An 18,461-nucleotide genomic window follows, 5' to 3' on the forward strand; every position below is an offset into this window, starting at 1 on the left:
CCACCCGCCGTTCACCCACAGCCCGTAGATCTTCGGCGGGCGCCCGTCCTACGAGCGGCGGCGGACGCCGACTTCGAGACTTCGAACTCCGAGAAGAGATTCACAGATCATGGCGAACTACACCGCCGCCGACGTCAAGAAGCTCCGTGAGCTCACCGGCGCCGGCATGATGGACTGCAAGAAGGCCCTGGACGAGGCCGAGGGCAGCGTCGACAAGGCCGTCGAGGCCCTGCGCATCAAGGGCCAGAAGGGCGTCGCCAAGCGCGAGGGCCGCTCCGCCGAGAACGGCGCCGTGGTCTCCCTCATCGCTGACGACAACACCTCCGGTGTCCTGGTCGAGCTGAAGTGCGAGACGGACTTCGTCGCCAAGGGCGAGAAGTTCCAGGCCGCCGCCTCCGCGATCGCCGAGCACGTCGCCAAGACCTCCCCGGCCGACCTGGAGACCCTGCTCGCCTCCGAGATCGAGGCCGGCAAGACCGTCCAGGCGTACGTCGACGAGGCCAACGCCAACCTCGGCGAGAAGATCGTCCTCGACCGCTTCGCGCAGTACGCCGACGGCTTCGTCTTCGCCTACATGCACCGCACCATGCCCGACCTGCCCCCGCAGATCGGTGTCCTGGTCGAGCTGGACAAGGCCGACGCCGCCGTCGCCAAGGGCGTCGCCCAGCACATCGCCGCCTTCGCGCCGAAGTACCTCTCCAAGGAGGACGTGCCGGCCGAGGTCGTCGAGTCCGAGCGCCGCGTCGCCGAGGAGACCACCCGCGCCGAGGGCAAGCCCGAGGCCGCCCTGCCGAAGATCGTCGAGGGTCGCCTCAACGGCTTCTTCAAGGACGCCACGCTGCTCGGCCAGCCGTACGCGCTGGACAACAAGAAGTCGGTCCAGAAGGTCCTGGACGAGGCCGGTGTCACCCTGAAGCGCTTCACGCGCATCAAGGTCGGCATCTGAGTCCGTTGCGCGACGGGCGCCCGGCCCCGATAGGGTCGAGTGCAGTCGTTCGCGTACGCCGCCCCGTGCGCGCGTGACGCGATACGGACGACAGCAGATCTGACGAGGAGGCCATTGCCGAGCATGGGATGCGAACACCACCCCACCGGCAGTGGCCTTCTTCGTATGTGCGACACGTGAAGAGGCGAGATCTCCATGACCACCAAGCCCGAGAAGAGCGACGTACGCAAGGCGGACCGCGGACGGTTCATGCTGAAGCTGTCCGGAGAGGCGTTCTCCGGGGGCGGTGGCCTCGGCGTCGACCCCGACGTGGTGCACGCGATCGCCCGTGAGATCGCGGCCGTCGTCCGTGACGGCGCGGAGATCGCGGTCGTCATCGGCGGCGGAAACTTCTTCCGCGGCGCCGAACTGCAGCAGCGCGGCATGGACCGGGCCCGCTCCGACTACATGGGCATGCTCGGCACGGTCATGAACTGCCTCGCCCTCCAGGACTTCCTGGAGAAGGAGGGCATCGACAGCCGCGTCCAGACCGCCATCACCATGGGGCAGGTCGCCGAGCCGTACATCCCGCTGCGCGCCGTGCGCCACCTGGAGAAGGGCCGTGTGGTCATCTTCGGCGCCGGTATGGGCATGCCCTACTTCTCCACCGACACCACCGCCGCCCAGCGTGCCCTGGAGATCGACGCCGAGGCGCTGCTGATGGGCAAGAACGGCGTGGACGGGGTCTACGACTCCGACCCCAAGACCAACCCGGACGCGGTCAAGTTCGACTCCCTCGGCTACGGCGAGGTCATCACCCGCGAACTGAAGGTCGCCGACGCCACCGCGATCACGCTCTGCCGCGACAACAAGCTCCCGATCCTCGTGTTCGAGCTTCTCAAGGAGGGCAATATCGCGCGGGCCGTCAAGGGTGAGAAGATCGGCACTCTCGTGGGTGATCAGGGAAGCCGGGCCTGACCGGGTCCTTCCCCTGCCCGGGGGACGGAGCCTGACCGGGGGATGGACAATGTCCTGCCGGTCCGGAACCGTGCAGGAACAAGACGCGACGCAGCCGGCCGCCGACCCGACCAAGTGCGGCTGCCGGGCCTACTCAAGACACGCAGGAGCAAGTGGTGATCGAAGAGACCCTCCTCGAGGCCGAGGAGAAGATGGAGAAGGCCGTCGTCGTCGCCAAGGACGACTTCGCCGCGATCCGCACCGGTCGTGCGCACCCGGCGATGTTCAACAAGATCGTGGCCGACTACTACGGTGCGCTGACGCCGATCAACCAGCTGGCCTCGTTCTCGGTGCCGGAGCCGCGCATGGCGGTGGTGACCCCGTTCGACAAGACCGCTCTGCGCAACATCGAACAGGCGATCCGCGACTCCGACCTCGGCGTCAACCCGAGCAACGACGGCAACATCATCCGGGTGGTGTTCCCCGAGCTGACCGAGGAGCGCCGCCGCGACTACATCAAGGTCGCCAAGAGCAAGGCGGAGGACTCCAAGGTGTCCATCCGCTCGGTCCGCCGCAAGGCCAAGGACGCGATCGACAAGCTCGTCAAGGACGGCGAGGTCGGCGAGGACGAGGGCCGTCGTGCGGAGAAGGAGCTCGACGACACCACGGCGAAGTACGTCGCCCAGGTGGACGAGCTGCTCAAGCACAAGGAAGCGGAGCTCCTCGAGGTCTGATGAACGACTCTTCCTGGGGAGCGCCACAAGCCGGGTACTGGGCGCCGACCGACCGGGGACCTGTCCAGGGGCATGCCCCGGCGGGTCCCCCGTACGATGCGGCCGAGAGCCGGCATCCGATGCAGACTCAGCCCATGCCCATCGTGCCCGACGTACCCGCGCAGGGCGGGAACCAGGACGACGACCGGGGGGCCGCCGCTCGGCAGGCCGGCCCCCTGTTCCGTGACGAGACGCCGTCGGCGCACCCCTTCGGGGAGGCGCCGCAGAAGCCGGAGCCCATGCCCGACGCCCCGCAGCCCGCCGCGCCGAAGAAGAGCGCGGGCCGAGACCTGGGCGCCGCCATAGGAGTCGGTCTCGCTCTCGGCGCGGTCATCGTCGCGTCGCTGTTCATCGTCAAGGCGGCCTTCGTCGGCGTGATAGCGGTCGCCGTGGTGGTGGGCCTGTGGGAGCTCACCTCACGCCTGCAGGAACGCAAGGGCATCAAGGCGCCCCTCGTGCCGCTCGCGGTGGGCGGGGCGGCCATGGTCGTCGCCGGGTACGTACGCGGGCCCGAGGGTGCCTGGGTGGCCATGGCCCTCACGGCGCTCGCCGTCCTCGTCTGGCGGATGACGGAACCGCCGGAGAACTACCTCAAGGACGTCACGGCGGGGGTCTTCGCGGCCTTCTACGTGCCGTTCCTGGCCACGTTCGTCGCGCTCATGCTCACCGCCGACGACGGGCCGCAACGGGTGCTGCTGTTCCTGGTGCTGACCATCGTCAGCGACACGGGCGCGTACGCCGTCGGCTGGCGCTTCGGCACGCACAAGCTCGCGCCGCGCATCAGCCCCGGCAAGACCCGTGAGGGACTGCTCGGCGCGATCGCCTTCGCCATGGTGGCGGGCGCGCTGCTCATGGAGTTCGTCATCGAGGGCGGTGCCTGGTGGCAGGGCCTGCTCCTCGGCCTCGCCGTCGCGGCCAGCGCCACGCTGGGCGACCTCGGCGAGTCCATGATCAAGCGGGACCTCGGCATCAAGGACATGGGCACGCTGCTGCCGGGCCACGGCGGCATCATGGACCGCCTGGACTCCCTCCTGCCGACGGCTCCGGTGGTGTGGCTGCTCCTGGTGCTGTTCGTGGGCTCCGGCTGACCGCGATCTCGTGCGTCGCAGACGTGCGGTCTTCCGACGAGGCCCGCTGTCCGAGAGGCGGCGGGCCTCATCCGTGTCCCGGCTCGGGCGGTCGAGGCGGTCCCGCCCGCACAGCCGCGGACCGACTCGCATGCGCCAGGCACTCGCGCGCGGGTGACCAGGGCTTCCCCGCGCTTTCTGGTTGCCGGGCCGTCCCCGGGCCGTGCGTCGTCCTCCGACCGTGACGGTCGGCGCCCACGGGTGACCACCCCCACCCCCGCTCCGGCCTGGGACGGCCGAATCGATCTGCGACACTGGGAGGGTTATGCCGAAGCCCGGAGAACTCACATTCGTCGCCCCCCGCGGAGCCAAGAAGCCGCCGCGGCATCTTGCTGATCTTTCGCCTGTGGAGCGTAAGGAAGCCGTTGCCGCGATCGGGGAGAAGCCGTTTCGCGCCAAGCAGCTCTCGCAGCACTACTTCGCGCGCTACGCGCACGACCCGGAGCAGTGGACCGACATCCCCGCGGGCGCGCGCGCGAAGCTGCGGGAGGCGTTGCTCCCGGAGCTGATGACGGTCGTGCGGCACCTGTCGACCGACCAGGACACCACCCGCAAGACGCTGTGGCGGCTGTTCGACGGGACGCTCGTCGAGTCGGTCCTGATGCGGTACCCGGACCGGGTGACGATGTGCATCAGTTCGCAGGCCGGGTGCGGGATGAACTGCCCGTTCTGCGCGACCGGACAGGCCGGGCTCGACCGGAATCTGTCCACCGCCGAGATCGTCCACCAGATCGTGGACGGGATGAGGGCGCTCAGGGACGGTGAGATTCCCGGCGGGCCCGCGAGGCTGTCCAACATCGTCTTCATGGGGATGGGCGAGCCGCTCGCCAACTACAACCGGGTCGTCGGTGCCATCCGTCGGCTCACCGATCCGGAGCCGGACGGGCTGGGGCTGTCGCAGCGCGGGATCACCGTGTCGACGGTGGGGCTGGTGCCCGCCATCCATCGGTTCGCCGACGAGGGGTTCAAGTGCCGGCTCGCCATCTCCCTGCACGCGCCGGACGACGAACTGCGCGACACCCTCGTCCCCGTGAACACGCGGTGGAAGGTGCGTGAGGTCCTCGACGCCGGGTGGGAGTACACGGCCCGGTCCGGACGCCGGCTGTCGATCGAGTACGCGCTGATCCGGGACATCAACGACCAGGCGTGGCGCGGTGACCGGCTGGGCCGGCTGCTCAAGGGCAAGCCGGTGCACGTGAACCTGATTCCGCTGAACCCCACTCCGGGGTCCAAGTGGACGGCCTCCCGGCCCGAGGACGAGAAGGCGTTCGTCGAGGCCATCGCCGCCCACGGGGTGCCGGTGACCGTCCGGGACACCCGCGGCCAGGAGATCGACGGTGCGTGCGGGCAGCTGGCGGCCACCGAGCGGTAGACCGCGGACGGGTTGTTCGGGGCCGGCGGCCAGGGAGCGGCACACGGCCACCGGCAGGAGTCGTAAACCGGCCACGGGGTACGCTGACCCCGTACACATCTTCATATTCCGACAGGGGAGCGCCACAGCGCTGAGAGTGCGGCAAGCGGGCCGCAGACCCTCTGAACCTCGCCCAGGTCATTCTGGGTAGGAAGTTCGGTCATCACTCAAGCTGTTGCGCCCTGCCCGGGTGGCTCCGGATCTCCGGAGCCACCCGGGCAGGGCCGCGTCTCTTCCTGGTCACCCCAGGAGGAATCCAGTGCAGTCAGCGCACATCAGAACATTCGTCGCCGCGGCCGTCGGCCTCGGGCTCGTCACGCTGTCCGCGTGTGGGTCCTCGTCCTCCGGGGACAGCGGGTCGGGGGCCGGCTCCAAGACCGTCACGCTCGTCAGCCACGGCTCCTTCGCCTACTCCAAGGACGTGCTGAAGGCGTTCGAGAAGGAGTCCGGGTACAAGGTCAAGGTCCTCAAGAGCGGGGACGCGGGCCAGGCCGTCAACCAGGCCATCCTGACCAAGGACAACCCGCAGGGCGACGTCTTCTTCGGCGTCGACAACACCCTGCTGTCCCGCGCCCTCGACAACGGCCTCTTCCAGCCGTACGAGGCGAAGGGGCTCGACAAGGTCGGCGCCGCGTACCAGCTGGACGAGGCCGAACACCGGGTCACGCCCATCGACTCCGGTGACATCTGCGTCAACTACGACAAGGCGTACTTCGAGAAGAACAAGATCGAGCCGCCGAAGACCTTCGACGATCTGATCAAGCCCGAGTACAAGGACCTCCTCGTCACCGAGAACGCCTCCACCTCCTCGCCGGGCCTCGGTTTCGTCCTCGGCACGGCCGCGAAGTACGGCGACGGTGGCTGGGAGGGCTACTGGAAGAAGCTCAAGGCCAACGGCGTGAAGGTCGTGGACGGCTGGGAGCAGGCGTACTACCAGGAGTTCTCCGGGTCGACGGACGGCAGGAAGGCGGGGGGCGACCGGCCGCTCGTCGTGTCGTACGCCTCCTCGCCGCCCGCCGAGGTCGTCTACGCGGACCCGCGTCCGAAGACCGCGCCGACCGGGGTCGCGGACGGCACCTGCTTCCGGCAGATCGAGTTCGCCGGGCTGCTGAACAACGCGAGGAACACCGAGGGCGGCAAGGCGCTGATCGACTTCCTGATCTCGAAGAGGTTCCAGGAGGACATGCCGCTCAACATGTTCGTGTACCCGGTGGTCGACGGGGCGGCCGTGCCCGCCGAGTTCACCGAGTACGGGCCCGCGGCGAAGGATCCCGAGACCATGGCGCCGGAGAAGATCGCCGAGAAGCGTGACCAGTGGGTCAAGTCGTGGACCTCGCTCGTACTGAAGTAGCGAAGCCGCCAACGGGGCCGGGGAGGCCGAAGGCGCCTGCCGGGACCGGGGCGCGCGGTTCCCGTCGGACGGGGAGCGCGGCGAGGCTCGGGCTGATGGCCCTGCCCGTCGCGTTCTTCGGGGTGTTCTTCGCCTATCCCGTCGCCGCGATCGTCGCACGGGGGCTGAAAGCCAGCGGGAGCTGGGACCTCGGGCGGATCGGGGAGGTGCTGGGCGACTCCGGCATCCGGCACGTGCTGTGGTTCACCACCTGGCAGGCGCTCGTCTCGACCGCCCTCACCCTGCTGATCGCGCTCCCTGGCGCGTATGTGTTCGCGCGCTTCGATTTCAGGGGCAAGGACGTGCTGCGCGCTGTCGTGACCGTCCCGTTCGTGCTGCCGACCGTGGTCGTCGGCACGGCCTTCCTGGCCCTGGTCGGACGGGGCGGGCTGTTCGACGAGTTGTGGGGCGTACGGCTGGACACCACGGTCTGGGCGATCCTGCTCGCGCATGTCTTCTTCAACTACGCGGTCGTCGTCCGGACCGTGGGCGGGCTGTGGTCGCAGCTGGACCTGCGGCAGGAGGAGGCCGCGCGGATGCTCGGGGCGTCCCCTCTGGCGGCCTGGCGGAGGGTGACGCTCCCGGCGCTCGCACCCGCCGTGGCCGCCGCGGCGCTGATGGTCTTCCTGTTCACCTTCACTTCCTTCGGGGTGGTGCAGATCCTCGGCGGGCCGACCTTCTCGACCCTCGAAGTGGAGATCTACCGGCAGACCTCGGAGATCTTCGACCTGCCGGCGGCCGCCGTGCTGACGCTCGTGCAGTTCTTCGCCGTCGGACTGATCCTCGCCGTGCACGCGTGGACCGTACGGCGGCGGGAGAGCGCGCTGCGGCTGGTCGATCCCTCGCTCACGGCCCGGCGGCCCCGCGGGGCAGGGCAGTGGGCGCTGCTCGGCGGGGTGCTCGTCACCGTCGTCGTGCTGATCCTGCTGCCGCTGGGCGTGCTGGTGGAGAGGTCCCTCCACGCGCCCGGGTTCGGCTACTACAGGGCGCTGACCCAGGACGACAGCGGGATCTTCCTGGTGGCGCCGATCGAGGCGGTCGGCAACTCGCTCCGGTACGCGCTCGCCGCGACCGGCATCGCCCTGCTGGTCGGCGGCCTCGCCGCGGCCGCGCTCACCAGGCGGGCCGGCCGCCTGGTCCGGGGCTTCGACGCGCTGCTCATGCTGCCGCTCGGGGTGTCCGCGGTGACCGTCGGCTTCGGGTTCCTGATCGCGCTGGACGAGCCGCCGCTGGACCTGAGGTCGTCCTGGATCCTGGTGCCGCTGGCCCAGGCCCTGGTGGGCGTCCCGTTCGTCGTACGGATCATGCTGCCCGTGCTGCGGGCGGTGGACGAACGGCTGCGGGAGGCGGCGGCCGTGCTCGGGGCCTCGCCGTGGCGGGTGTGGCGCGAGGTCGACCTGCCGATGGTGCGGCGGGCCCTGCTGGTCGCGGCCGGGTTCGCCTTCGCCGTCTCGCTCGGGGAGTTCGGGGCGACCGTGTTCATCGCACGGGCCGACAACCCCACGCTCCCGGTCGCCGTGGCACGGCTGCTCGGCCGCCCTGGTGACCTCAACTACGGCCAGGCGATGGCCCTTTCGACCATTCTGATGGTGGTGTGCGCGGTGGCCCTGCTGGTGCTGGAACGTCTGCGCACCGATCGCACGGGGGAGTTCTGATGCTGCTCGGGCTGGAGAAGGCGACCGTACGGTTCGACGGGCGGCCCGTGCTCGACGCGGTCGATCTGGGGGTCGCCGAGCACGAGATCGTGTGTGTGCTGGGGCCCAGCGGCAGCGGCAAGTCGACACTGTTGCGGGTCGTCGCCGGTCTCCAGCCGCTCGACGGCGGGCGGGTGCTGCTCGCCGGGAACGACCAGGCGGGCGTGCCCGCGCACAGGCGCGGGGTCGGGCTGATGTTCCAGGACCATCAGCTCTTTCCGCAGCGGGACGTGGCCGGCAACGTCGCCTTCGGTCCCCGGATGCACGGCGCGGCGAAGGCCGAACGGGCGGTGCGGGTAGGGGAGTTGCTGGAGCTGGTCGGACTGCCCGGAGCGGCCCGGCGGCGGGTCGGGGAGCTGTCCGGCGGTGAGCAGCAGCGGGTCGCGCTGGCCCGGGCCCTCGCCCCGCGCCCGCGGCTGCTGATGCTCGACGAGCCCCTCGGCCAGCTGGACCGGTCGTTGCGGGAGCGGCTGGTCGTCGAACTGCGGGAACTCTTCGCGGAGTTGGGTACGACCGTGCTGGCGGTCACACACGACCAGGGTGAGGCGTTCGCGCTGGCCGACCGGGTCGTGGTGATGCGGGACGGGCGGATCGCCCAGTCCGGTACGCCCCTCGACGTCTGGCAGCGGCCGGTGGACGAGTTCGTGGCCCGCTTCCTCGGCTTCGACAACGTGGTCGAGGCCACCGTGACCGGCGCGGCGGCGGACACGGCGTGGGGCAAGGTCCCGGTGCCGGAGGGCTCGCCGCAGGGGGCGTGCGCGCTGCTCGTACGGCCCGCGGGGGTGCGCCTGGTGGATGTGGCCGACGGGTTGTGCTGCACGGTCGCCGCGCGCACCTTCCGGGGCACCCATGTCACCGTGCACCTCCAGCCCGAGGGCGCGCCGCGCCTGGAGGCGGCGTGCGCGCTGCGGGACGCGCCGGAGCCCGGGGACCGGGTGGGCGTGGGCTTCGACGCGGCCGAGATCGTCGTACTGGGAGCCGGTCGGGCCGCCTAGGGGGCGCGGGCGCCGGGCCGTCGCGTCCACGTGACCCCGGGCCCGGCGAGACCTCTACGGCGCAGGACCGACTGGCCGTACGGCCGTGAGCGCGGGGGCCACCCCGGACGAGCGTGTGGCCCGCGCCCCTCACCGAGGAGCACGGGCCACAGCCCTGACGAACGGTGATCAGCGTGTGGAGGCCCCACGCCGCCGCATGCTGTAGTACACGGCACCGGCGCCGAGGGCGACCAGGGCCGCCGCCGCACCGGCGATCGGACCGGTGTTCGCGTCGGCGCCGGTCTCGGCGAGGTTGGAGCCGCCGCCGGTCTCGGTGAGGCTGGAGTCGCCCTCGGGGGAGGGGGCGTTGTTGTCGTTCGAGCCGGCGGGGGCGACGCCCTCGGGGGTGGACGGTGTGGGGGACGTCCGGGTCTCGGAGGGCTCGTCGTTCTTGTTCTCGCCGTCGCCCTTGCCGTCGCCCTTGTTCTCGCCCTTGTCCTTTGAGGGCTTCCCCGGGGCCTTCGAGGCGGCCGGCGGGGTGTCCGCCCCCGCCCCGCAGGCCTTGGCGGGGGTGATCAGGTTCGGCTTGATGTCCGCGTCGACGTAGTTCTCCGCCGTGACGTGGATGCGGTACTCGGCCTTCGGCTCCCAGTTCTCCTCGAAGGTGATGGTGACGCCGTCGGCGGTGGAGTCCTCGATCGTCTTGCTGCCCACCTGGCGCAGGTCGGCCCCGTTGTTCTCCAGATAGACGGTGACCTCGGCATCGACGCCCAGGGGGTCCACGTCGGTCACGCGGATGACGCCCTTGTCACCGTCGCACTCGGCGACGGCGGAGAAGTCCTTGATGCTGCAGGCCATGGCGTTGCCCGCGGCGCCGAACACGAGCGCGGCGGACGCGAAAGCAACACCGACATAGCGCGAAGTTCGCGCGGTACGGAGAGATATGGACACTTTTGCCCTTCACGGGAAGCACAGGGGAGTGGGGGTGACGGAGGGCCGCCGGACGGGCGGCCTCCCCATGTGCCTCACAGGTTTATAAGCGCGCCGTAAGCACTGTCAATCCGAAGAACTGTTTGAGCGGCTCGGTTCGGCCGGTCCGTGCCTCACGCCCCCAGACGCGCCAGCGCCTCCGGGGCCTCCTCGATCCGGTCCACGAGCGCGATCCGGTTCTCCATCGAACGCCCCTGTGCCAGCGACCGGAGCAGCGGCCAGGCCGGCAGTCGCTCCGTCCAGTGGGCACGGTCGACGAGAACCATGGGGGTCGGTTCGCCGCGCGACTCGTAGTAGTTGGGGGTCGCGTTGTCGAAGACCTCCTGGACGGTTCCGGCGGCGCCGGGCAGGAAGACTGTGCCGGCGGTGGAGCGGGCGAGGAGGCCGTCCTCGCGGGTGGCGTTGGCGAAGTACTTGGCGATGTGCGAGGCGAAGGGGTTCGGCGGCTCGTGGCCGTAGAACCAGGTGGGGATGCCGACGGAGGTGCCGCCCCTCGGCCAGTGCGCGCGTACCTCGAACGCCGCGCTCGCCCAGGCGGTGACCGAGGGCGTGAACTGCGGTGCCTTCGCCAGGAGTCGCAGCGACTCGGCGAGCATCTCGTCGTCGTACGGGGCCGCGTAGGCGCCCAGGTTCGCCGCCTCCATCGCGCCCGGACCGCCGCCGGTGGCGACGGTGAGACCCGAGCGGGCCAGGGTGCGGCCGAGCCGGGCGGCGCCCTCGTAGGCCTGAGTGCCGCGGGCCATCGCGTGGCCGCCCATCACGCCCACCACCCGTGCGCCGGAGAGGAGTTCGTCGAGGGCGTCCGAGACGGAGTCGTCGTGGACGGCGCGCAGCAGGGAGGCGTAGATGTCCCGGTCGGCCTTGGTGCGCTGGAACCAGGCATACGCGAGGGCGTCGGGCGTGGCCTCGTAGCCGTCGTCCGTCAGGGACGCGAAGAGTTCGTCGGGGGAGTAGAGCCGGCCCCGGTACGGGTCGAAGGGCAGGCCGGTGACGGGCGGGAAGACCAGGGCGCCGTCCGTGCGGACCTTCGCCGCGGCCTCCTCGCGCATCGGGCAGCCGAGGAAGACGGCTCCGGCCGTGCCGGTGGTGAGCAGTTCGCGCGTACGGTCCGTCAGGTCGACCGCCTGGACCCGGAATCCGGAGAGGGTGCCACGTGCCGAGACGATCGCGTCGAACTCCTCGATCGTCTCGATCTCGTGGTCGTCGTGGTGGGCCGCGTGGGCGGGCATCGTCTGCACCCGCCCATGCTAGGGCGCTCCACCGGGTCGGGCCGGGGGCGGCCCATGGAGCTGAGGGGCGTCCGCGCGGGGGCGGCCGCGGGCGGGCGGGTGGTCGCTCGCGCGGTTCCCCGCGCCCCTTGCGAGGCGCGGCCGTCCGTCACGGTGGAAAGACCCTCAGCCCTCGATCGCGGCCGGGTCCATCCAGACGACCTCCCAGGTGTGGCCGTCGAGGTCGTCGAAGGCGCGGCCGTACATGAAGTCCATCTCCTGGACCTTCTCCGACGCGGTGCCGCCGGCGGCGACCGCCTTCTCGACCAGCTCGTCCACCTTCTCGCGGCTCTCGGCGCTCAGACAGAGCATCACCTCGCTGGTGCGGGTGGCGTCCGCGATCTCCTTCTTGGTGAAGGACGAGTAGAACGGCTTGGTGAGCAGCATCGCCACGATGGTGTCGCTGATCACGACCGAGGCCGCGTTCTCGTCGCTGAACTGGGGGTTGAGCGCGTACCCCAGCTCCGTGAAGAACTTCTTCGAGGCGTCGAGGTCGTTCACGGGCAGGTTGATGAAGATCATCTGCTGGTACATGGCGAGTTCTCTTCCGTCGGTGTCGGTCCGTTCGCAGGGGTAGACCGGGGACCCCCGCGGAACTCATCGGCGCGTGCGAACTTTTTTCGTACGAGTTTTCAGGCGGCCAGTGGGAGCGCGGCCAGCTGCGCGACCGTCCAGGTCAGGGGGCCGAACACGGCGAACAGGGCTCCCGCGCGGAGCAGGGCCGCCTGCCGGGGCAGGGCGCTCGGCGCTCCCAGCCGTACCAGCGCGGCCGTGGTGTCCGCGTGCGCCCTCCGGGCCTCCACGGCGGCCGTGGCGAGGGTGAGCACGGCGCAGCCGGCCACCACGAGGGCGCCCAGCGTGGTGAGCGGGCCGACCGCGGGGCGCACGCCGGAGGACAGCGTCACCATGGCGTAGGCCCCGGATGCCACCGCGCTGACCACTCCGAGCGGGCGCCCGATGCGCCGGGCCTCTTCCTGGAGCACGCGCCCGGACAGCAGGCGCAGTGCGCCGGGGCGGGCGGACTGGAGCAGGCGCCCGGTGAGGTGGGTGAGCCCCGGCCCGGCGAGCACCAGCCCCAGGGCGGTGAGCAGCCAGCCGCCGAGCACGCCGGCGGGACTGTCCGCGAAGCCGCCGGGGAGGCTGAGGCCGGAGCCGTCGCCGGACTGTCCCGCGTACGTCTCCACGGCGAGGCCGACGGCGAGCACGGTGATGCCCCAGGGGAGGCCGCCGGGGGCGGGGCGGGGAGCCGCCGGCTCCGAGGGTCCGTGCGGGGCCGTGGGCGCGTCCTCGGCGTCACCGGGCTCCTCCTCGTACCGCGTGGCGCCCGCCGGGGGCGCCACGCGCCGGCCGATGGCGAAGGTGTCGTACGCCATGAAGCGCGTCCGCAGGCCGGTGGGCCGGGCGCCGGTGTGCGCGGGGCGCAGGACCAGGGCGGTCGTGACGGAGGCGACGGCAGGGACGAGGGCGAGGAGGGTGAGGGCCGCCGGGAGGGGCAGGGGGCGTCCGGCGGCGAGGACGTCGGCGGCGGCGCCGTCGAAGGGCATGCCGGTGAGGTCGCCGCGCAGGTGGAGGAAGAACAGCAGGGCCAGGAGCGAGCCGAGCACGGTGGACAGGGCCGTCGTGACCGCCGAGACGGCCATCAGCCGGGCGGGGCCGAGACCGATGGCGGAGAGACCGGGGCGGGGCCGGGTGCCGGGGTCGGTGCGGGCCACCGCCACCGCGAAGTACACGGTCGCGGCGGCGGGTGGGAGGCACCAGGCCAGCCGCAGCGCCGAGCCGGCCGGGGCGTGCGGGTGGGCCATGGCGTGCCCGAGGGCGCAGAGCAGCAGAAAGCCCGTGCCGCCTGAGGCCGCGGCGACCAGGAGCCGGCGGAGCTGGACGACGGGGTGGGCCCGGCGGGCTAGGCGGAGAGCGAGCACGCGGCCCGGCCTTCCCCGTCGGCGGCGTCCCGGTCCTCCGCGTCCGGGACGCCTGGGGGATCCCCTTCGGCCGAGGGCCCGCCTGCCTGCTGCCCGACGGCCTCGCCCGCCTGTCGGGTGACGGCCTCGCTGCCCTGCCGGGCCGCCGTCTCCTCCGCTTGTCGGGCCACGGCTTCGCCGGCCTGTCGAGTCGTGGCCCCTCCCGCCTGTCGAGTCATGGCCTCGCTTCCCCGCTGGGCCGCCGTCTCGTCTGCCTGCTGGGCCACGGCGTCACCCGCCTGTCGGGTGACGGCCTCGCTTCCCTGCCGGGCCATGGCTGTACCTGCCTGCAGAGTCCCCGCCACCCCAACCTCCTGAGCCGCGGCCTCGCCTCCCTCTTCGGCGGCGGGCAGGTCCCTCCCTTCGGCGGGCCGATCCATCCCCTCGGCCGGCCGGGCCGTCTGCTCGGCGGGTGACCGGTTCTCGGCCGGGGCAGCGGACGGGCCCTGCGCCGCGACAGCGGCCCGGATATCCCGCTCGACCGCCTGGGCGTGGTCCCGCCCGGCGTCGGCATCGGGCCGGGGTGTCCGTCGGGCGGGCCGGCGGCGGCCGCCCTCGGCCGTCGGGGTCGGGGGCAGGTGGACGGTCTTCACCCGTCGGCCGTCCAGCAGACACAGCGTGCGGTCCGCGAGGGACGCCGTCTCGGGGTCGTGGGTGGCGAGGACGACCGTGATGGCGTGCGAGCGGGCGGCCGTGGTGAGGGTGCGCAGGACGTGGCCGTGTTCGGCGCGGTGCAGCGCCGCGGTCGGCTCGTCCGCGAAGAGCACCGTGGGGCCGGCGACCAGGGCCCGGGCCACGACCACCCGCTGACGCTCGGACTGGAGGAGGGCGTGCGGCCGCTTGCGGGCCGTGTCGCGGATGTCGAGGCGCTCCAGCCACTCCAGGGCGGCGGCCTTGGCGGCCCGGCGACCGGTGCCGCGCAGTATCAGCGGCAGGGCGGTGTTCTCCCAGGCGTTCAGCTCGGGGACCAGGACGGGCTCGGGGTCGATCCAGGCGAAGCGGTCCAGCCGCAGCCGTTCCCGGGCGAGCGGACTCATGGTGTGCACGGGGACGCTGTTGAACCACACCTCCCCGCGCTGCGCCCGCAGCTGGCCGGACAGGCACCGCAGGAGCGTGGTCTTCCCGCTGCCGCGCGGGCCGGTGACGGCGAGGATCTCGCCCTCCCGGACGCCCAGCGACACGCCTTGCAGGGCGGGCGAGCCGTCGTGCGCGTAGGTCAGACCACGTGCCCAGAGCACGTCGTTGTCCGGCGGGGCCACCATGGGCGTACACCTCGGTTCGGATCAGGATTGCCGGGGGAGCCCCCCGTCCGGGGAACGAAGGCAGGGCCGATCGGTTACAGGGGCACGCTAGGGAGTCGGGGCGGCGGGGGCCGGACAGCACACGGCCCGGGACACCCCCATCTCACTCGTACGGGGGTGTCCCGGGCCGTTCGGCGGGCGCGTGGCGCAGCGGGCCCGCGCCCGTCGGCGCCGGCCCGCCGGGGGCCTACAGCAGCGTCCACGCCTCCGTCAGCGTCGCGCGCAGGATCTGCTCGATCTCGTCGAAGGTCGACTGGTCGGAGATCAGCGGCGGCGCGAGCTGAATGACCGGGTCGCCGCGGTCGTCGGCACGGCAGTAGAGGCCGTTCTCGAACAGCTTCTTCGACAGGAAGCCGTAGAGGATCCGCTCGGTCTCGTCCTCGTCGAAGCTCTCCTTCGTCGCCTTGTCCTTGACCAGCTCGATCCCGTAGAAGAAGCCGTTGCCGCGGACGTCGCCGACGATCGGCAGGTCGTACAGCTTCTCCAGCGTGGACCGGAACGCGCCCTCGTTGTCGAGGACGTGCTGGTTGAGCCCCTCGCGCTCGAACAGGTCGAGGTTGGCGACGCCGACGGCCGCGGAGACCGGGTGGCCGCCGAAGGTGTAGCCGTGCAGGAAGGTGTTGTCCCCCTTGTAGAAGGGTTCGGCTATGCGGTCGGAGACGACACAGGCGCCGATGGGCGAGTAGCCCGAGGTCATGCCCTTGGCGCAGGTGATCATGTCCGGGACGTAGCCGAACTTGTCGCAGGCGAACATCGTGCCGAGCCGGCCGAAGGCGCAGATGACCTCGTCCGACACCAGCAGCACGTCGTACTGGTCGCAGATCTCGCGGACCCGCTGGAAGTAGCCGGGCGGCGGCGGGAAGCAGCCGCCCGCGTTCTGCACCGGCTCCAGGAAGACCGCCGCGACCGTCTCCGGGCCCTCGAAGAGGATCTGCTGCTCGATCTGGTCGGCGGCCCAGCGGCCGAAGGCCTCGGGGTCGTCGCCGAAGATCGGGGCGCGGTAGATGTTGGTGTTGGGGACCTTGTGCGCGCCCGGCACCAGCGGCTCGAAGGGGGCCTTCAGGGCCGGCAGGCCGGTGATGGACAGGGCGCCCTGCGGGGTGCCGTGGTAGGCGACCGCACGGGAGATGACCTTGTACTTGGTCGGCTTGCCCTTGAGCTTGAAGTACTGCTTGGCGAGCTTCCAGGCGGTCTCGACCGCCTCGCCGCCGCCGGTGGTGAAGAAGACCTTGTTCAGGTCGCCGGGAGCGTAGGAGGCGATACGTTCCGCCAGCTCGACGGCCTTCGGGTGGGCGTAGGACCACACCGGGAAGAACGCCAGCTCCTGCGCCTGCTTGAACGCGGTCTCCGCCAGTTCGGTGCGGCCGTGGCCCGCCTGCACGACGAAGAGACCCGCGAGACCGTCGAGGTACCGCCTGCCCTTGTCGTCGTAGATGTACGTGCCCTCGCCCCGGACGATGGTGGGTACCGGGGCGTTCTCGTACGAGGACATGCGGGTGAAGTGCATCCACAGGTGGTCGTACGCGGTCTGGCTGAGATCCTTGGGGCTCACGGGTATCGCGTCCTCACGGTCATCGGGTTCCCCACATGTAGGTCTGCTTCTTGAGCTTGAGGTAGACGAAGCTCTCCGTCGAACGCACGCCGGGCAGCGTCCGGATGCGCTTGTTGATGACCTCCAGGAGGTGGTCGTCGTCCTCGCAGACGACCTCCGCCATCAGGTCGAAGGAGCCGGCGGTGATCACGATGTACTCGACCTCCGGCATGGCCGTCAGGGCGTCCGCCACGGGATCCAGGTCGCCGTCGACGTTGATGCCGAGCATCGCCTGCCGCCGGAAGCCCACGGTGAGCGGGTCGGTGACGGCGACGATCTGCATCACGCCCTGGTCGAGCAGCTTCTGGACGCGCTGGCGCACGGCCGCTTCCGACAGGCCGACGGCCTTGCCGATCGCGGCGTACGGCCGTCTGCCGTCCTCCTGGAGCTGTTCGACGATGGCGAGGGAGACGGCGTCCAGCTGCGGAGTGCCGTTCCTGGGCTCCCTGGGGTCCTTCTGGTCTGAGCTTCGACTGGCCACGGGCACACTGTGCACGACGTCTCGACAGTTCCGCAAGGTTGGATAGATGAAATTCGTTGTTTACGGGCCCGTAGCTTGCGGATTTCGCAGCAAGCGGCGGGTTGGGGGTGTTGAAAACGTGGGGTGGCCGTTTAGGGTGGTGTCTCAAGGAATGGACACCCACATCTGGAGGGCCGGCAGTGAGCACCGAGCTGCGTCGTCTGCGTAACCACATCGACGGGGAATTCCGTGACGCCGTCGACGGACGGACCACCGAGGTGGTCAACCCCGCGACGGGCGAGGCCTACGCGACCGCGCCCCTGTCCGGTCAGGCCGATGTCGACGCGGCGATGGCCGCCGCCGAGGCCGCCTTCCCGGCCTGGCGCGACACCACCCCGGCCGAGCGCCAGAAGGCCCTGCTGAAGATCGCCGACGCGTTCGAGGAGCGGGCCGAGGAACTCATCGCGGCGGAGGTCGAGAACACGGGCAAGCCGATCGGGCTGACCCGTTCCGAGGAGATCCCGCCGATGGTGGACCAGATCCGGTTCTTCGCGGGCGCCGCGCGGATGCTGGAGGGCCGGTCGGCCGGTGAGTACATGGAGGGGATGACCTCGATCGTCCGCCGTGAGCCGGTCGGGGTCTGCGCCCAGGTCGCGCCGTGGAACTACCCGATGATGATGGCGGTGTGGAAGTTCGCGCCGGCGATCGCCGCCGGCAACACGGTCGTGCTGAAGCCGTCCGACACCACCCCGGCCTCGACCGTCCTCATGGCGGAGATCATCGGGGCGATCCTGCCGAAGGGCGTCTTCAACGTGATCACGGGTGACCGTGACACCGGGCGGCTGATGGTCGAGCACCCCGTCCCGGCGATGGCGTCCATCACCGGGTCCGTGCGGGCCGGTATGTCCGTCGCCGAGTCCGCGGCCAAGGACGTCAAGCGCGTCCACCTGGAGCTGGGCGGCAAGGCGCCGGTCGTCGTCTTCTCCGACACCGACATCACCAAGGCCGTCGAGGACATCTCCGTGGCCGGGTTCTTCAACGCCGGGCAGGACTGTACGGCCGCCACGCGCGTGCTGGTGCAGGAGTCGATCCACGACGAGTTCGTGGCCGCGCTGGCGAAGGCCGCCGCCGAGACCAAGACGGGACAGCCGGACGACGAGGACGTGCTGTTCGGCCCGCTCAACAACCCCAACCAGCTCAAGCAGGTCTCCGGGTTCATCGAGCGGCTGCCGGCCCACGCCAAGGTCGAGGCCGGCGGTCAGCGGGTCGGCGACAAGGGGTACTTCTACGCGCCGACCGTCGTCTCCGGGCTGCGGCAGGACGACGAGATCATCCAGAACGAGGTCTTCGGGCCGGTCATCACGGTGCAGTCGTTCACGGACGAGGAGCAGGCCGTCGGCTGGGCGAACGGGGTCGAGTACGCGCTCGCCTCGTCGGTGTGGACGAAGGACCACGCGCGCGCGATGCGGATGTCCAAGGCGCTGGACTTCGGCTGCGTATGGATCAACACGCACATCCCGCTGGTCGCGGAGATGCCGCACGGCGGGTTCAAGAAGTCCGGATACGGCAAGGACCTCTCGGGCTACGGGTTCGACGACTACACGCGGATCAAGCACGTGATGACGTCGCTGGGCTGAGGTGG

General features: G+C 70.9%; 15 protein-coding genes, 1 pseudogene and 1 riboswitch. Of the genes and pseudogenes, 9 read left to right on the plus strand and 7 right to left on the minus strand.

Annotated features, from left to right (window positions below):
- Positions 1 to 109 precede the first annotated feature (109 nt).
- The 8 genes from tsf to ACFU5F_RS27635 all read left to right on the plus strand — a co-directional run bounded on the left by tsf (position 110) and on the right by ACFU5F_RS27635 (position 9,272).
- On the plus strand, positions 110 to 946 hold the full coding sequence (gene tsf, locus ACFU5F_RS27600) for a translation elongation factor Ts (RefSeq protein WP_013000393.1): 837 nt from the start codon (positions 110 to 112) through the stop codon (positions 944 to 946).
- A gap of 195 nt (positions 947 to 1,141) precedes the next feature.
- Positions 1,142 to 1,903 (plus strand): UMP kinase, encoded by a 762-nt coding sequence (gene pyrH, locus ACFU5F_RS27605; RefSeq protein ID WP_013000392.1) that lies wholly within the window; start codon positions 1,142 to 1,144, stop codon positions 1,901 to 1,903.
- A gap of 155 nt (positions 1,904 to 2,058) precedes the next feature.
- A complete protein-coding gene (frr, locus tag ACFU5F_RS27610) occupies positions 2,059 to 2,616 on the plus strand; it encodes a ribosome recycling factor (RefSeq protein WP_045561444.1) in 558 nt (185 codons plus the stop codon).
- Entirely contained in the window at positions 2,616 to 3,743 is a 1,128-nt protein-coding gene (locus tag ACFU5F_RS27615) for a phosphatidate cytidylyltransferase (protein ID WP_383892612.1), read from the plus strand. The genes frr and ACFU5F_RS27615 overlap by 1 nt, the downstream gene beginning before the upstream one ends.
- Positions 3,744 to 4,047: 304 nt before the next feature.
- Positions 4,048 to 5,154 (plus strand): 23S rRNA (adenine(2503)-C(2))-methyltransferase RlmN, encoded by a 1,107-nt coding sequence (gene rlmN, locus ACFU5F_RS27620; RefSeq protein ID WP_383892615.1) that lies wholly within the window; start codon positions 4,048 to 4,050, stop codon positions 5,152 to 5,154.
- 103 nt (positions 5,155 to 5,257) lie between these two features.
- Positions 5,258 to 5,365, plus strand: a riboswitch (TPP riboswitch).
- Between the two features lie 87 nt (positions 5,366 to 5,452).
- Positions 5,453 to 6,544 carry a thiamine ABC transporter substrate binding subunit gene (locus ACFU5F_RS27625; protein WP_383892618.1) on the plus strand — a complete coding sequence of 364 codons (1,092 nt, stop codon included), beginning with the start codon at positions 5,453 to 5,455 and terminating at the stop codon, positions 6,542 to 6,544.
- Positions 6,520 to 8,238: an ABC transporter permease gene (locus ACFU5F_RS27630; RefSeq protein WP_383892730.1), complete on the plus strand. Its 1,719-nt coding sequence runs from the start codon at positions 6,520 to 6,522 to the stop codon at positions 8,236 to 8,238. The genes ACFU5F_RS27625 and ACFU5F_RS27630 overlap by 25 nt, the downstream gene beginning before the upstream one ends.
- Positions 8,238 to 9,272: an ABC transporter ATP-binding protein gene (locus ACFU5F_RS27635; RefSeq protein ID WP_383892621.1), complete on the plus strand. Its 1,035-nt coding sequence runs from the start codon at positions 8,238 to 8,240 to the stop codon at positions 9,270 to 9,272. Before ACFU5F_RS27630 ends, ACFU5F_RS27635 begins: the two co-directional genes overlap by 1 nt.
- A 168-nt stretch (positions 9,273 to 9,440) precedes the next feature.
- Here ACFU5F_RS27635 and ACFU5F_RS27640 read toward each other — a convergent pair whose 3' ends face one another.
- The 7 genes and pseudogenes from ACFU5F_RS27640 to ACFU5F_RS27670 all read right to left on the minus strand — a co-directional run bounded on the left by ACFU5F_RS27640 (position 9,441) and on the right by ACFU5F_RS27670 (position 16,855).
- The gene (locus ACFU5F_RS27640; RefSeq protein WP_383892624.1) at positions 9,441 to 10,202 is read right to left on the minus strand and encodes an LAETG motif-containing sortase-dependent surface protein; all 762 of its coding nucleotides are present in this window, start codon (positions 10,200 to 10,202) and stop codon (positions 9,441 to 9,443) included.
- A gap of 152 nt (positions 10,203 to 10,354) precedes the next feature.
- Positions 10,355 to 11,479: an LOG family protein gene (locus tag ACFU5F_RS27645; protein WP_383892627.1), complete on the minus strand. Its 1,125-nt coding sequence runs from the start codon at positions 11,477 to 11,479 to the stop codon at positions 10,355 to 10,357.
- Between the two features lie 156 nt (positions 11,480 to 11,635).
- Positions 11,636 to 12,043 (minus strand): VOC family protein, encoded by a 408-nt coding sequence (locus ACFU5F_RS27650; RefSeq protein ID WP_383892630.1) that lies wholly within the window; start codon positions 12,041 to 12,043, stop codon positions 11,636 to 11,638.
- Between the two features lie 98 nt (positions 12,044 to 12,141).
- Positions 12,142 to 13,428 (minus strand): hypothetical protein, encoded by a 1,287-nt coding sequence (locus tag ACFU5F_RS27655; protein ID WP_383892633.1) that lies wholly within the window; start codon positions 13,426 to 13,428, stop codon positions 12,142 to 12,144.
- Between the two features lie 590 nt (positions 13,429 to 14,018).
- Positions 14,019 to 14,729, minus strand: a pseudogene (locus ACFU5F_RS27660) (ABC transporter ATP-binding protein); the annotation flags it as partial.
- A gap of 226 nt (positions 14,730 to 14,955) precedes the next feature.
- Positions 14,956 to 16,320, minus strand: a complete 1,365-nt coding sequence (locus tag ACFU5F_RS27665) for an aspartate aminotransferase family protein (RefSeq protein WP_383892636.1) — start codon at positions 16,318 to 16,320, stop codon at positions 14,956 to 14,958.
- Positions 16,321 to 16,339: 19 nt separating this feature from the next.
- Positions 16,340 to 16,855, minus strand: coding sequence for an Lrp/AsnC family transcriptional regulator (locus ACFU5F_RS27670; RefSeq protein WP_383892639.1), 516 nt, complete (start codon positions 16,853 to 16,855; stop codon positions 16,340 to 16,342).
- Between the two features lie 164 nt (positions 16,856 to 17,019).
- Between ACFU5F_RS27670 and ACFU5F_RS27675 the strand changes: the two genes are divergently transcribed.
- Complete coding sequence (locus ACFU5F_RS27675; RefSeq protein ID WP_383892642.1) at positions 17,020 to 18,456, plus strand: gamma-aminobutyraldehyde dehydrogenase; 1,437 nt, start codon at positions 17,020 to 17,022, stop codon at positions 18,454 to 18,456.
- The last annotated feature ends 5 nt before the right edge of the window (positions 18,457 to 18,461 follow it).

The organism is Streptomyces sp. NPDC057438, from assembly GCF_042802995.1.
In the GTDB taxonomy this organism is placed as follows: Bacteria; Actinomycetota; Actinomycetes; order Streptomycetales; family Streptomycetaceae; genus Streptomyces.

What these genes read in the sequence shown, in the direction of transcription:
- rlmN (WP_383892615.1), top strand. Translation starts at nt 4,048, where the DNA reads ATGCCGAAGCCCGGAGAACTCACATTCGTCGCCCCCCGCGGAGCCAAG.
- ACFU5F_RS27635 (WP_383892621.1), top strand. Translation starts at nt 8,238, where the DNA reads ATGCTGCTCGGGCTGGAGAAGGCGACCGTACGGTTCGACGGGCGGCCC.
- pyrH (WP_013000392.1), top strand. Translation starts at nt 1,142, where the DNA reads ATGACCACCAAGCCCGAGAAGAGCGACGTACGCAAGGCGGACCGCGGA.
- tsf (WP_013000393.1), top strand. Translation starts at nt 110, where the DNA reads ATGGCGAACTACACCGCCGCCGACGTCAAGAAGCTCCGTGAGCTCACC.
- ACFU5F_RS27650 (WP_383892630.1), bottom strand. Translation starts at nt 12,043, where the DNA reads ATGTACCAGCAGATGATCTTCATCAACCTGCCCGTGAACGACCTCGAC.
- ACFU5F_RS27615 (WP_383892612.1), top strand. Translation starts at nt 2,616, where the DNA reads ATGAACGACTCTTCCTGGGGAGCGCCACAAGCCGGGTACTGGGCGCCG.